The sequence below is a fragment of the Bradyrhizobium sp. Mp19 genome, from assembly GCF_029952935.1.
In the GTDB taxonomy this organism is placed as follows: domain Bacteria; phylum Pseudomonadota; class Alphaproteobacteria; order Rhizobiales; family Xanthobacteraceae; genus Bradyrhizobium; species Bradyrhizobium elkanii.
In genome coordinates this window covers 112156-125918 of record NZ_JASAUT010000007.1, presented here as the reverse complement: position 1 = coordinate 125918, position 13763 = coordinate 112156, and the positions used below count along the sequence as shown (strand labels likewise).

The window sequence follows — 13763 nt, the reverse complement described above, 5'->3', positions numbered from 1 at the left end:
TTGATTTTTGTGGCGCGATGATGCGTCGGACGCAGCGGTTAGGCAAGGCCGGGAAAGCCGCCCGTGCGCTCGCTCATCGGTTGTGCGTACTGACACGCGACGGCAGCAGCCGTTCGACAGTTGCTGAACAAGCGTTCAGAAAACTCCTCTGGTTCCTGAGGAACGTTTCAATCTCCGCACGGTTTTCTCTTCACTTATTTGAGGAGGATGAGATGAAAAAGATTGGCTTTGTTCTCGCGGCGGTTGGTGCGCTTGCGGTGGCCGTTCCGTCGATCGCGAGCGCCGAGACGGTCGTGATCAGACATGGCGGTCATCATCACTGGGACCGCGGCTGGGGCGCACGCGCCGAAATGCGCCATGACCGTGGTTGGCATCGCGGCTGGCACCACGGCTGGCATCACGACCACGACCGGACGGTGATCATCAAACGTCATCGCTACTAAAGACCGACACAACGGAAAATGGCTCCTCACGGAGCCATTTTCTTTTGTGATTCCGCAGGGCCTGCGGCCTCAATCCCACGCCGGCGCAAACCCCGGATTGACGCAGCGCATGTCCTTGCGCAGCGCCGCAATCGCCTTGCGGTCCTCGTCGTCGAGCTTGACCTTCAGTGCGTCGAGATTGGCCTTTTGGCTTTCGGCGCGCGAGGCTTTCGGAATAGCCGCCACGCCATCCTGATCGAGCAGCCATTTCAGCGCCACCTGTGCCGCGGTCGCATCATGCTTGCTGCCGATTTTCGCCAGCGTCTCGTCGGTGGCGAAGCGGCCCTGGGCGAGCGGACAATAGGCCACCAGCGGGATCGATTTCGCGGCGAGATATTTGCGCACCGGCGTCTGGTCCAGCATCGCGTGATATTCGATCTGGTTGCAGGCGATCGGTGCCTTGATGTCCTCGACCACGGTCTTGAGCAGCGCGGTGGTGAAATTGGCGACGCCGATCGCGCGGGTGCGGCCTTCCTCCTTCAGCTTCATCAGCGTCTCGAAAACGGCAGGCAGCTTCATGCTCCGCGACGGCCAGTGCACCAGATAGAGATCGACGTGATCGAGCCGCAGCTTCTTCAAGCTGGCGTCGAACGCTGTCCGGATCGCATCCGGCGCCAGGTTCTCGTGCCAGACCTTGGTGGTCACGTGCAGGTCCTCGCGTGCGACCTTCGATGTCGCGATCGCCGCCCCGATCGCCTCTTCATTGCCGTACATCTCGGCGGTGTCGATATGCCGATAACCGAGCCCGAGCGCGCTCTCGACCGCCGCGCGGCAAGCATCGCCCTGCATGCGGAAAGTGCCGAGCCCGAGCTGCGGCAGGCTGATGCCCTGTGTCTGCAGATTTTCCATGGATTGCTCCTGACGCGTGGGACGCCGATGCCATCGACGACGTCACGCCAGCAAATCGTTTCGTGGGAATGAAATTGGCAGGACTGCCGACATGCAGTCTGCCCGCAAACCCGCCCTTTGGGCAAGACGCCGGCAATCAAGATGTCGCGACGGGATCAGAGACGGCGCTAGATGTGCTGCGCCGTGATCTGGCCGGGCCGCGCGTCCGGCCGCGGCTCGATATCGACCGACCAGAGATCGTGGTTGTCGACGTCCTTCAGCGTCACCGTCATCACCCCGGTCTTGCCGTCGATGTCGACGCGGCCGAAGAATTGCAGGCCGAAGCACGGCGCGAGATTGTCGCCCTGGTCGGCCGAGCAGCCCTTCTGGTACATCGCCTTCGGGCCAAAGGTGTTGTCGAGCTCGCCCGGCGACCAGGTGCCGGCGTGCAACGGACCGGAAACGAACTCCCAGAACGGCTCGAACTCCTGGAACACCGCGCGGTTTGGATCATAGTGATGCGCGGCGGTGTAGTGCATGTCGGCGGTGAGCCACACCGTGTTGCGGACCCCGGCGCGCTTCATGAAGGACAACAGATCGGCGATCTCGTGCTCGCGCCGCGCGGGCGGGCCGTCGCCGAGCGCGACCGCATCCAGGCTGACGAGCCCAATTGGCAGGTCCGCCGCGATCACCTTCCAGATAGCATCCGACGCCACCAGCTCCCGCTTCAGCCAGGCGAGCTGACTCTGGCCGAGGATGCAGGCCTGCTCCGGGTCGCCCTGCTTATTCCAGCTGGAATCGCGGTACGAGCGCATGTCGATGATGAAGACGTCGAGCAGCGGCCCGTAGGAAATCTTGCGGTAGACGCGGCCATCGCGCTCCGGCATCAGCCGCATCGGCATGAATTCGTGGAAGGCGCGGCGTGCCCGCGCCACCAGACGCGAGCTGCCGTCCGCCTCATAGCCGGTCGCATCAGTGGTGCCAAGCGGCGACCAGTCGTCGGCCACCTCGTGGTCGTCCCACTGCGCGAACATCGGCACCTCGGCGTGGAAGGCGCGGAAATTCTCGTCGAGCCAGTTGTATCTGTAGTTGCCGCGAAACTGGTCGAGGCTGTGCGCGACGGCGGATTTCTCCTCGGTGACGATGTTGCGCCAGACCTCACCGTTGGGGAGTTTCTGCTCCGACGGCACCGTGCAATCGGCATAGATGTGATCGCCGGAATGGATGAAGAAGTCCGGGCGCTCGTCCAGCATGGTGCGGTAGCTGCGCAAGCCGCCGCGCGCGGGGTCGATGCCCCAGCCCTGCCCGACGACGTCGCCCGACCAGACGAAGGAGACCGAGCGGCGGTCGACCGGCGCGGTGCGGAAATGCCCGATGCGGCTTTCGCCTGATGTGCCGTCGCGGTCCTCGAAGCTGACGCGATAGAACAGGTCCTGGCCCGGCGGCAGGCCGTCGAGCAACAGCTTTGCGGTGAAGTCGCGCTCGGGCAGCGCGTCGGCGGACGCGGCGCGCAGGATGGTGGCGAAGCTTTCGACCGCCGCGCATTCGATGCGCATCCGCGCCGCGCGATCGGCGCGGGCCCAGATGACAGCGGAATCGCTTGCGACGTCGCCGGACTGGATGCCCGCGATCGCGGGCCGATCCGCGGCGCGGCTCAGATACGGTCTTGCCAGCGCGCCCAATCCCGCCAGCGCCGCGGTCGACGCCGAGCGCACCAGAAGCTGACGCCGGGTGAGGCCTCGCCGCCTCGCGGAGTTCGCTGTCGGCATCGAATAACCTTCGTCGAATCGCAACGAAGGTTTTGCCTGCGCTCCTTGACTCCGGCCTTACGGTTTCTTGACTCTCCGCCGACGGTTTTGCGACGGCGGGATGACTCGGCCACGTCGATTGGAACGCAGCACGCCGAGCATTCGATCTAATCCCGTCATCCTGAGGCGCGAGCGGAGCGAGCCTCGAAGGATGAATCGGCCACAGACGGGGCCGTCCATCCTTCGAGACGGCCGCTTCGCGGCCTCCTCAGGATGACGGGCTTAACATTCTTGTGGATGCGCACGTGGATCTGCGCGAGAGCGCCGCCTCACCGATGCCAGTTGCAGATGCCGCCGGTGCGGCACGGCCAGGTCTGGATCCGTGTGTCGCGGGCCTCCGCATCGAGCGGGTTCGAGTGGCGGCGCGCGAGCTTGGCGCGGGCGGGAACGTGCGCGGCCGCGCGCTTCCGCTCACGCGGCGCGGTTACCCCGGTGGTCCGCACGGCTTTCTTCGGCGCGACTTTCGTCTCCTCGACCTGCGGCTCGACATTCGCATGCTGATCGGGACCGTGGTCGGCCTTCGCCTCGACCGGAACCGGCTCGAACTGCGCCGGCGGGCCAAGCCGCTTCGGCGACAGCACCGCCTTGGAGAGATCGAGGCTGAAGAACTCGCTGGGGCCGTACTCGTCGGCAAACGCCACGCCACCCCAAGTCAGGCACGCGGTGCAGACGATTGCAACAAAAGCGTTTTTCAGGACCATCAAACGGCCTCCTGAAATCACTCGAACAGAACAGCCATCATGTAGGGGCCCCGGCCGCGCAAATCCAGCCACGGCCAGCGGGCAGGGTTACCGGTCAACCAGGGCGGCGGTGGAAAGTTCCCCAGCCGCCACCTGGAGCCCTTTCTGTTCCGATGGAATAACGCTCTGTCCTATTCGGCCGCCTGCGCCAACGGCTGGCCGATCGCGCGCTCCAGCCGCGCGCATTCGGTGCGGTAGCGGGCGACGTTGCCCTCCTTGATGTGGCCGTAGCCGCGCACGAGGTCCGCAGCCTTGGCCAGCGCCACGAGGCGCGGCAGGTCGAGCGGCTTCCTGCCGTCGAGATGACGCAGAATCATCGCCGAATAGTCGACCGGCAATGCGCGCTCCATCTTGCGCTCCGCAGTGTAGCCGAAAATGTCGAAGGCGGTGCCGCGCAGGCCCTTCAGCTTCGCCAGCATGCCGAACGCGGTGAAAATCCACGGACCGAATTCACGCTTCTGCAGCCGCCCGGTGACGGGATCGCGTTGGGCCAGCAGCGGCGGCGCCAGCAAGACCTTCAGACCGGAATTGCCCTCGAACTGCTCCCTCAAGGCCTTGCCGAACTCGCCGTCGGAGTAGAGCCGCGCGACCTCGTATTCGTCCTTGTAGGCCATCAGCTTGAACAGGCCCTTTGCAAAGGCTTCGGTCAGGTCCTGCGAGCCCGGCGCGGCCGCCGCCTCGGCGGTGCGGACGCGCGCAACGTCGTCGAGATAGCGCCTGGCGTAGGCCGCGTCCTGATAGTCGGTGAGGAATTTGGCGCGGAAGGCGATCGCCTCGTCGAGCGTCTTCTTGGCCGGCGCAGCGCCGGCGCTCTTGAAACGCGCGGCGCTGACCACGCGCTGCAGGTCATGCGCGGCGAGCCGGCCCCACGAGAACGCGGTCTTGTTCATCTCGATGGCGGCGCCGTTGAGCTCGATCGCCTTCAGAATCGCTTCCAGCGACAGCGGGATCGCGCCGCGCTGAAAGGCAAAGCCGAGCATGAAGGCGTTGGTGGCGATGCTGTCGCCCATCAGCGCGGTGGCAAGCCCGGTGGCATCGAGGATGTCGAGATCGCCAGGTGTCACCGCGCCGTTCAGCGCATCGCGCATCGAGCTGGCTTCGAAGTCGATATCGGGATCGATCACGAAGCTTGCGGTCGGCAAGAGATCCGCGTTGACGACAGCGCGGGTGACGCCGCGCTCGGCGCGGCTCAGCGCCGGCACGCTGGTGGCGACGACGAGGTCGCAGCCGAGGATCAGGTTGGCGTTGCCGGGCGCGATGCGCACCGTGGTCAGCATGTCGGAGGCGGGCGCAAGCCGGACGTGGCTCATGACAGCGCCGTTCTTCTGCGACAGGCCGGTGAAGTCGAGCGTCGAGCAGGCGAGACCTTCGACATGCGCGGCCATGCCGAGCAGCGCGCCGATGGTGATGACGCCGGTGCCGCCGATGCCGGTGATCAGGATGTTGTAGGGATTGCTCAACGTGGCCACAGGCGGCGTCGGCAAATCGGCGAACAACGCCTTGGGATCGGCGGCGGTGCGGTCGGCCTTGCGCAGCTTGGGATCCTGCACCATCACGAAGCTCGGGCAGAAGCCGTCGATGCAGGAGAAATCCTTGTTGCAGTTCGACTGGTCGATGCGGCGCTTGCGGCCGAGCTCGGTCTCCAGCGGCTGCACCGAGACGCAGTTCGACGCCACCGAGCAGTCGCCGCAACCTTCGCAGACGCGCTCGTTGATGAAGACGCGCTTGGCCGGATCGGGGAACAGCCCGCGCTTGCGGCGGCGGCGCTTCTCGGCGGCGCAGGTCTGGTCGTAGATCAGGACGGTGAGGCCCTCGATCTCGCGCAGGGTGCGCTGCACGGCATCGAGCTCGCGGCGATGATGAATGGTCGCGCCGGGCGGAAAATAATTGGCGGGATATTTGTCAGGATCGTCGGAGACGATCGCAAGCTTCCTGGTGCCCTCGGCGGCGACCTGATGCGCGATCTGCGACACCGTAAAGCCGCCCTCGGCCGGCTGTCCGCCGGTCATCGCCACCGCATCGTTGTAGAGGATCTTGTAGGTGATGTTGACGCCGGCCGCGGCCGCCGCACGCAACGCCAGCAAGCCGGAATGGGTGTAGGTGCCGTCGCCGAGATTCTGGAACACGTGCTGTTCGCTGGTGAACGGCGCCTGCCCGATCCAGCTCACGCCCTCTGCACCCATATGCGAGATGGTCTGGGTGTTGCGGTTCGGCACCGAAAGCGCCATGCCGTGACAGCCGATCCCGGCCATGGCGCGGCTGCCCTCGGGAATCTTGGTCGACGAGTTGTGCGGGCAGCCCGAGCAGAAATACGGCGTGCGCTGCAGCTTCGCGGTGCCCGTGCCCTCGGCCGGGCGGTCGAACGCCTCGAGTTTTGCCAAACGCTGCTCCAGCAGCGGGCTGCGGTGACCGAGCCGGCGCAGCCGCGCCACCACGGCGGCGGCGACCATGGTCGGCGTCAGCTCGCCTTCGCTCGGCAGCAAGGGAGCGCCGCTCTCATCGCGCTTGCCGACCACCGAGGGACGCTTTGCGGCGTCCATGTTGTAGAGGATGCGGACCAGCTGGTCCTCGATGAAGCCACGCTTCTCCTCGACGACAAGCACATCCTGCAGGCCCTCGGCGAAGGCACGCGCGCCGCGCGCTTCGAGCGGCCAGGTCAGCGCCACCTTGTAGATGCGCAGGCCGAGCGCCTGCGCATCGGCATCGGTGATGCCGAGATCGGCGAGCGCCTGGCGCAGATCGAGATAGGCCTTGCCGGTCGCCATGATGCCGAGCCGTGCCGGCTTGGAATCCAGCACGATGCGGTCGAAGCGGTTGACGCGGGCGAAGGCCGCGACCGCCTCCATCTTGGGCCCGTGCAGCCGGCGCTCCGCCTCGAGCGGCGGGTCCGGCCAGCGGATCGAGAGCCCGTCCGGCGGCATCTCGAAATCGTCGGGCGTGATGATCTTGATGCGATCGGGGTCGCTGACGATCGAGGCCGAGCTTTCCACCGTCTCGGAGATCGCCTTGAAGCCGACCCAACAGCCGGAATAGCGCGACAGCGCGAAGCTGAGGATGCCGAGGTCGAGATAATCCTGCAGCGTCGCCGGATTGACCACCGGCATCAGCGCCGAGGCAAACACCTGCTCGCTCTGATGCGCCAGGGTGGAGGATTGGCAGCCATGGTCGTCGCCGGCCAGCGCAATCACGCCGCCGTTCGGCGAGGTGCCGGCGGAATTGGCGTGCTTGAGCGCGTCGAGCGAGCGGTCGACGCCGGGGCCCTTGCCGTACCAGATGCCGAACACGCCATCGACCTTGGCGCCGGGGAACATGCCGACCTGCTGGCTGCCCCACACCGCGGTCGCCGCCAGATCCTCGTTGAGGCCCGGAACGAAGGCGATGTCGTGCTCCTTCAGGAAGGATTTCGCCCGCCACAGCGCGTGGTCGTACATGCCGAGCGGCGAGCCGCGGTAACCGGAGATGAAGCCGGCAGTGTTCAGCCCGTGCGCGCGGTCGCGTTCGCGCTGCAACATGGGCAATCGGACCAGCGCCTGGGTACCGGAGAGGAAGATTCGTTTCGTATCCAACCGGTACTTGTCGTCCAGTCCAACTTCCATCAACGCCATCAGTTTCCCCGTCAGTCAGCCACGCCGGTCCGAACCGGTCTGATTATCTTCCGAAATGATCATGCATCAGCATGCACTGATTTTGTTATGCATGAACAGCCCCGTTCCATGGCCGCAGCACATATCTCATGTTGCGCATGCGAGGCTTGTTGCTCTGCGAGGCTTGCCGAACCCTGGCATCTTTGAAACGGTGGCGCGCAGAGGGAGACGCAGAGGGAGACCAAGGATGATTACAGTCGAATCCGCGTTCACGACGGAAATCGTGGAGAACGGCGATCTGCTGGTGGGTCCCTGGCGCAGCCCGAAGCAGATGCTGCAGGCCCAGACCTACGATTCCCACGCCTCGATTCACGACGACGCAACCGCGCAGAAGCTCGGCTTCCGCGGCGGCACGATCGAGGGACCGACCCATTTCAGCCAGTTCGCGCCGCTGTGCGAGCGGATCTGGGGCCGCGCCTGGTTCATGACCGGATGCCTCTCGGCGCATTACCGCAACCCGGTGTTCGAAGGCGAAGAGGTGCAGGCCCGGATCGAGAAGCCGAAGCCGGGCCAGACCGTTTGCACGATCGGGATGATCAAGCGCGACGGCACCGAGATCCTGCGCGGCACCGCCTCGATCGACGGCGACGGCACCGAGACGGCGCTCAGCCGCCGGCTCGGCGAATTGAAGCCGCTGACCGATCCCGTGATCCTCGCCGACATCAAGGTCGGCATGAAGACGCCGCGGCAGGCGATCAAGATGGATTTCGACCAGAACATGGGCGATCTCTATCCGTTCTCGCTCGCCGACAAGCTCAAGGTGATCACCGAGCCTTCGGACTATTATTCGCTGGAGCACAATCCCTGGGGCCGCGCCATCATCCCGATGGAGATGCTGAGCGTGCTGTTCCAGTACCGCGCGCGCGAAGATCGCCTGCCGGTCCGCGGCCCCGCGGTCGGGCTGTTCGCCGACCAGGAGATCCGTCTCTTGCGCGGGCCGCTATTCCCCGGCGAGACCTATTGGGTCGAGCGCGAGGTCGTGGCGCTCTCGGGCAGCAAGCGCACCGAGAGCATGTGGGTGCGCTCGAGCGTGTTCGATGCCGACAACGCCGTGGTTGCGACCATGCTGCTCAACGGCGCCAGCATGAAGGACTCCTACGCCAACTACGACAGCGAACACAAAGCCCTCTACGGCTGAAGCGACAGCCGTCTCCTCCGCAGCCGCCGAAAAAAGGACAACAACAATGGCCCGCCTGCCCTATCTCGAGGCCGATCAGGTCGCTCCCGAATATCGCGACATGCTCAAGCGCAACACCAATCTGCACAAGCTCCTGGTGAACTCGCCGGACATGGCGCGCGCCTTCAACGGCATCGGCGGCTATATCCGCTTCAAGAGCAAGCTCGATCCCAGGTTGCGCGAGCTCGCGATCCTCCAGGTCGGCTGGCTCGAGCAGTCGGAATACGAGTTCACCCACCATGTGAAGATCGGCAAGGAGTTCGGCGTCACCGACGAAGACATCCGGGGCTTGATCGCGGAGACTGATGGTAGACCCTCGAAGCTCGAGCCGCTGGCGAAGGCGATCCTCAAAGGCGCCCGTGAGATGGTGCGCGAGCTCGCGATGTCGGATGCGACCTTCGCCGAGATCAAGCAACATCTCTCCGACGAGCACATGACTGACCTTGTGCTGACGATCGCGTTCTACTGCGCCGTGGTGCGCGTGCTCGCCACCATGCAGATCGACAACGAACCGCACTACAAGGAGGTACTGCAGCAGTACCCGCTACAGGGAGTGAAGTGACATGCGCCTGCAAGATCGCGTCGCCATCGTCGTCGGCGCCGGCCAGAGTCCCGGCGAGGGCATCGGCAACGGCCGCGCCACCGCGCTGACCTTCGCGCGCGAAGGCGCCAGGGTGCTGTGCGTCGATCACAATCTGGCTTCGGCGCAGGAAACCGTCGATCTGATCGCGGCCAAGGGCGGGACTTCAGTCGCCTTCAAGGCCGACGTCACCAGAAATGCCGACATCAAGGCGATGGTGGCTGACGCACATGGCCGCTGGGGCAGCGTCGACATCCTGCACAACAATGTCGGCGTCAGTCTCTCTGGCGGCGACGCCGAGCTGCTTGATATCACCGAGGAGGCGTTCGACCGCTGCGTGGCGATCAATCTGAAGAGCTGTATCCTCGCCGCCAAGCACGTGATCCCGATCATGCGCGCGCAGCAGCGCGGCTCGATCATCAACATCTCGTCGATGGCCGCGATCACGACCTATCCTTACGTTGCCTACAAGGCGACCAAGTCGGCGATGATCGCCTTCACCGAACAGCTCGCCTACCAGAATGCGCAATATGGCATTCGCGCAAACGTGATCCTGCCGGGATTGATGAACACGCCGATGGCGGTGGACACGCGCGCCCGCGAATTCAAGAAGAGCCGCGCCGAAGTCGAGGCCGAACGCGACAGCAAGGTGCCGCTGCGTCACAAGATGGGCACCGGCTGGGACGTTGCCAACGCCGCGCTGTTTCTCGCCTCCGATGAGGCCAATTTCATCACAGGTGTGACGTTGCCGGTCGATGGCGGCGCAAGTGTGCGTCGCGGTTAACCGCGACGACTAACCCGATTAATCCAGGTGATTAACCCGGTTAATCGAGACGATTAACCCGGTCAATCGTTTCGATTAACCTATGTGACGATGCCGGTTAATCACTGTGACGACATCACGCGTCAACGCGCCGCAATGATTCGAAAAAATTGAAGTATTCCAATGACACGGCGATGTGACGACGCGTCCACATAAATCGAAATCCTGACTCGTTGTGGTCGCACGAAATTCATCTGCGCTCTGTATCTCGCACGCCAAGAACTCCTGGAGTGCCTGGACCGATGAGCGAAGAATTCGAACTCAGACCCGATCAGTGGGATGCGCTGAAAGCGCTGCGGGCCCCCGCAGCAAACCCTTCACGGCTGAACCGGTTTGCCGTCGAAAGCCTGGTCACGCTCGGCTATGTTGCGGTGCGAGGAGACTCGTTTGAGCTGACGCCCGCGGGCCGCAAGGTGCTGGTCCGCGGTTCGTCACTGCTGCTGCTCGATATCGCAGCCTGATCCTTCGAAGCTGACATCGAGCTTACACACGCGGCATCATGCCGCGTGTGCTTTTCCGGGGATGGTCGTCTCGCCGTGCTGCGTCAGCGGCTTCATCCCGGTGAGGCTGCGCAGCAGCACATAGAACACCGGCGTCAAAAACAGGCCGAACACCGTGACGCCGATCATGCCGGAGAACACCGCGACGCCCATTGCGCGCCGCATCTCCGAGCCCGCGCCGGTCGACAGCACCAGCGGCAGCACGCCCATGATGAACGCCATCGAGGTCATCAGGATCGGCCGCAACCGCAGCCGGCTCGCCTCGATCGCGGCACGGATCGGTGACCGCCCGGCGAATTCGAGCTCGCGCGCGAATTCGACGATCAGGATGGCGTTCTTGGCCGACAATCCGACCAGCACGATCAGGCCGATCTGGGTGAAGACGTTGTTGTCGCCCTTCGACAGCCAGACCCCGAACATCGCGGCCAACAGCCCCATCGGCACGATCATGATGATCGAGAGCGGCAGCGCCAGGCTTTCATAGAGCGCGGCGAGCACCAGGAACACCAAGAGGATCGCCAGCGGAAACACCCAGATTCCGGAATTGCCGGCGATGAACTCCTGATAGGTCAGATCGGTCCATTCGAAAGCGAATCCGGGCGGCAGCACTTCGGCCGCGATCCGCGTCGCCGCCTCCTGCGCCTGGCCGGAGGAATAACCCGGCGCGGCGGCGGCGTTGATGTCCGACGACAGGAAGCCGTTGTAGCGGATCGCACGCTCCGGACCTGCGCTCTGGCGGACCTTCAGCAGCGCCGACAGCGGCACCATGTCACCCGACGACGAGCGCACCTTGAGCTGCCTGATGTCGTCGGCACGCGCGCGGAACGGCGCGTCGGCCTGCACATAGACCGAATAGGTGCGGCCGAATTTATTGAAGTCGTTGACATAGTAGGAGCCGAGATAGATCTGCAGCGTGTTGAAGACTTCCGTGACCGGCACGCCGAGCTGCAACGCCTTGGTACGGTCGATGTCGGCGAACAGCTGCGGCACGTTGACCTGGAAGCTCGAGAACACGCCGGCGATCTCCGGCGCCTTCTGCATCGCCGCCATGAATGCCTTGGTCGCGTCGTTCAGCGCCTCATAGCCGAGGCCGGCGCGGTCCTCGATCTGCAGCTTGAAGCCGCCGATGGTGCCGAGACCGTTGACCGGCGGCGGCGGGAACATGGCGATGAAGGCGTCCTGGATGCCGGCATATTTCTTGTTCAGCGCCGCCGCGATCGCCGGACCGCTGAGCGAGGGATCCTTGCGCTCGTCGAACGGCTTCAAGGTCGAGAACACGATGCCGGCGTTGGAGGAGTTGGTGAAGCCGGAGATCGACAGGCCGGGGAACGCCACTGAGCTTTCGACGCCGGGCTGGGTCAGCGCGATGTCGCTCATCTTGCGGATCACTTCCTCGGTGCGGTCAAGCGTCGCGCCGTCGGGCAGCCGGGCAAAGCCGACCAGATACTGCTTGTCCTGGCCCGGCACGAATCCACCAGGCACCTGCTTGAACAGCACGCCGGTGAGGCCGATCAGCAGCACATAGAGGCCGATCACCACGGCCTTGCCGTAGATCACCTTGGTGACGGTGCGGCCGTAGTTCTCGGAGGATTTCGTAAAGACCTTGTTGAAGCCACGGAAGAACCAGCCGAGCGACCTTTCCATGACCCGGGTCAGCCAGTCCTTCGGCTCGTGATGGCCCTTCAAGAGCAGCGCCGACAGCGCCGGCGACAGCGTCAGCGAATTGATCGCCGATATCACGGTCGAGATCGCGATGGTCAGCGCGAACTGCTTGTAGAACTGTCCGGTGAGGCCGGAGATGAAGGCGAGTGGCACGAACACCGCGATCAAGACCAGCGCGATCGCGATGATCGGGCCGGACACTTCGCGCATCGCCTGGTTGGTGGCGTCGCGCGGCGACAGGCCGGACTCGATGTTACGCTCGACGTTCTCGACCACGACGATGGCGTCGTCGACCACGATGCCGATCGCCAGCACCAGGCCGAACAGGCTGAGCGCGTTGATCGAGAATCCGAACACATGCATCACCGCGAAAGTGCCGACGATCGACACCGGGACCGCGATCAATGGAATGATCGAGGCGCGCCAGGTCTGCAGGAACAGGATCACGACCAGCACGACGAGCGCGACCGCCTCGAGCAGCGTGTGGATGACGGCCTCGATCGACGAGCGCACGAATTGCGTCGGATCGTAGACGATCTGGTACGACACGCCTTCCGGCATGTTCTTCTTGATCTCGGCCATCGTCGCGCGGACATGGTCGGAGATCTCCAGCGCGTTCGAACCGGGCGCCTGGAAGATCGGGATCGCGACCGCCTGCTTGTTGTCGAGCAGCGAGCGCAGGCCGTATTCGGAGGCGCCGAGCTCGACCCGCGCGACGTCGCGCAGCCGCACCACTTCGCCGGCCGAACCGGTCTTGACCACGATGTCGCCGAACTGCTCCTCGGTCGACAGCCGTCCCTCGGCGTTGACGGAGAGCTGGAGGTCGATGCCCTTGACGCTGGGCGAGGAGCCGACCACGCCGGCGGCGGCCTCGACGTTCTGGGCCTGGATCGCGCGCACGACGTCGCTCGCGGTCAACGAATGCTCGGCGGCCTTCTGCGGGTCGACCCAGACCCGCATCGAATAGTCGCCGGCGCCATAGAGCTGGACGTCGCCGACGCCGTCGATCCGCGCCAGCCGGTCCTTGACGTTGAGCACCGCGTAGTTGCGCAGATACGTCATGTCATAGCGGTTGTTTGGCGACAGCAGATGCACGACCATGGTGAGGTCGGGCGAGCTCTTCTTGGTGATGATGCCGAGCTGGCGCACCACGGCCGGCAGGCGCGGCTCGGCCTGCTGCACGCGGTTCTGCACCAGCTGCGTCGCCTTGTCGGGGTCGGTGCCGAGCCGGAACGTCACCGTCAGCGTCATCGCGCCGTCGGTGGTCGCCTGGCTCGACATATAGAGCATGCCCTCGACGCCGTTGATCTGCTCCTCGATCGGGGTCGCGACGGTCTCGGCGATCACCTTCGGATTGGCGCCGGGATAGGTCGCGCGCACCACGACCGACGGCGGCACCACGTCGGGATATTCCGAGATCGGCATCGCCAGCAGCGAAATCAGGCCGGCCAGGAAGATCAGGATCGAAAGCACGCCGGCGAAGATCGGCCGGTCGATGAAGAATTTTGAGAGATTCATG

10 protein-coding genes are annotated in these 13763 nt (G+C 64.6%); 5 read left to right on the top strand and 5 right to left on the bottom strand.

Annotated elements, in window-relative coordinates:
* Positions 1 to 212: 212 nt before the first annotated feature.
* Entirely contained in the window at positions 213 to 443 is a 231-nt protein-coding gene (locus QJT82_RS11605; protein WP_028339528.1) for a hypothetical protein, read from the top strand.
* Positions 444 to 512: 69 nt separating this feature from the next.
* On the opposite strand, the gene QJT82_RS11600 is transcribed toward QJT82_RS11605, so the two are convergent.
* The 4 genes from QJT82_RS11600 to QJT82_RS11585 form a co-directional block, all read right to left on the bottom strand.
* A complete protein-coding gene (locus QJT82_RS11600) occupies positions 513 to 1331 on the bottom strand; it encodes an aldo/keto reductase (RefSeq protein WP_028339529.1) in 819 nt (272 codons plus the stop codon).
* A gap of 167 nt (positions 1332 to 1498) precedes the next feature.
* Positions 1499 to 3079, bottom strand: coding sequence for an alkaline phosphatase D family protein (locus QJT82_RS11595; protein ID WP_028339530.1), 1581 nt, complete (start codon positions 3077 to 3079; stop codon positions 1499 to 1501).
* 308 nt (positions 3080 to 3387) lie between these two features.
* Positions 3388 to 3819 carry a hypothetical protein gene (locus QJT82_RS11590; RefSeq protein ID WP_028339531.1) on the bottom strand — a complete coding sequence of 144 codons (432 nt, stop codon included), beginning with the start codon at positions 3817 to 3819 and terminating at the stop codon, positions 3388 to 3390.
* Between the two features lie 170 nt (positions 3820 to 3989).
* On the bottom strand, positions 3990 to 7463 hold the full coding sequence (locus tag QJT82_RS11585) for an indolepyruvate ferredoxin oxidoreductase family protein (RefSeq protein WP_264641712.1): 3474 nt from the start codon (positions 7461 to 7463) through the stop codon (positions 3990 to 3992).
* Positions 7464 to 7689: 226 nt separating this feature from the next.
* Between QJT82_RS11585 and QJT82_RS11580 the strand changes: the two genes are divergently transcribed.
* The 4 genes from QJT82_RS11580 to QJT82_RS11565 all read left to right on the top strand — a co-directional run bounded on the left by QJT82_RS11580 (position 7690) and on the right by QJT82_RS11565 (position 10543).
* The gene (locus QJT82_RS11580; protein WP_028339533.1) at positions 7690 to 8640 is read left to right on the top strand and encodes a hypothetical protein; all 951 of its coding nucleotides are present in this window, start codon (positions 7690 to 7692) and stop codon (positions 8638 to 8640) included.
* A gap of 46 nt (positions 8641 to 8686) precedes the next feature.
* Complete coding sequence (locus QJT82_RS11575; protein ID WP_028339534.1) at positions 8687 to 9241, top strand: carboxymuconolactone decarboxylase family protein; 555 nt, start codon at positions 8687 to 8689, stop codon at positions 9239 to 9241.
* A gap of 1 nt (position 9242) precedes the next feature.
* Complete coding sequence (locus QJT82_RS11570; protein WP_028339535.1) at positions 9243 to 10043, top strand: SDR family NAD(P)-dependent oxidoreductase; 801 nt, start codon at positions 9243 to 9245, stop codon at positions 10041 to 10043.
* Positions 10044 to 10324: 281 nt separating this feature from the next.
* Positions 10325 to 10543, top strand: coding sequence for a hypothetical protein (locus QJT82_RS11565; protein ID WP_016845043.1), 219 nt, complete (start codon positions 10325 to 10327; stop codon positions 10541 to 10543).
* Between the two features lie 36 nt (positions 10544 to 10579).
* Here QJT82_RS11565 and QJT82_RS11560 read toward each other — a convergent pair whose 3' ends face one another.
* Entirely contained in the window at positions 10580 to 13762 is a 3183-nt protein-coding gene (locus QJT82_RS11560; protein WP_028339536.1) for a multidrug efflux RND transporter permease subunit, read from the bottom strand.
* Position 13763 lies beyond the last annotated feature (1 nt).

Excerpts from the sequence above, each read along its gene's own strand:
- QJT82_RS11605 (WP_028339528.1), top strand. The coding sequence starts at position 213 with ATGAAAAAGATTGGCTTTGTTCTCGCGGCGGTTGGTGCGCTTGCGGTG.
- QJT82_RS11600 (WP_028339529.1), bottom strand. The coding sequence starts at position 1,331 with ATGGAAAATCTGCAGACACAGGGCATCAGCCTGCCGCAGCTCGGGCTC.
- QJT82_RS11595 (WP_028339530.1), bottom strand. The coding sequence starts at position 3,079 with ATGCCGACAGCGAACTCCGCGAGGCGGCGAGGCCTCACCCGGCGTCAG.
- QJT82_RS11590 (WP_028339531.1), bottom strand. The coding sequence starts at position 3,819 with ATGGTCCTGAAAAACGCTTTTGTTGCAATCGTCTGCACCGCGTGCCTG.
- QJT82_RS11585 (WP_264641712.1), bottom strand. The coding sequence starts at position 7,463 with ATGGCGTTGATGGAAGTTGGACTGGACGACAAGTACCGGTTGGATACG.
- QJT82_RS11580 (WP_028339533.1), top strand. The coding sequence starts at position 7,690 with ATGATTACAGTCGAATCCGCGTTCACGACGGAAATCGTGGAGAACGGC.
- QJT82_RS11575 (WP_028339534.1), top strand. The coding sequence starts at position 8,687 with ATGGCCCGCCTGCCCTATCTCGAGGCCGATCAGGTCGCTCCCGAATAT.
- QJT82_RS11570 (WP_028339535.1), top strand. The coding sequence starts at position 9,243 with ATGCGCCTGCAAGATCGCGTCGCCATCGTCGTCGGCGCCGGCCAGAGT.
- QJT82_RS11565 (WP_016845043.1), top strand. The coding sequence starts at position 10,325 with ATGAGCGAAGAATTCGAACTCAGACCCGATCAGTGGGATGCGCTGAAA.
- QJT82_RS11560 (WP_028339536.1), bottom strand. The coding sequence starts at position 13,762 with ATGAATCTCTCAAAATTCTTCATCGACCGGCCGATCTTCGCCGGCGTG.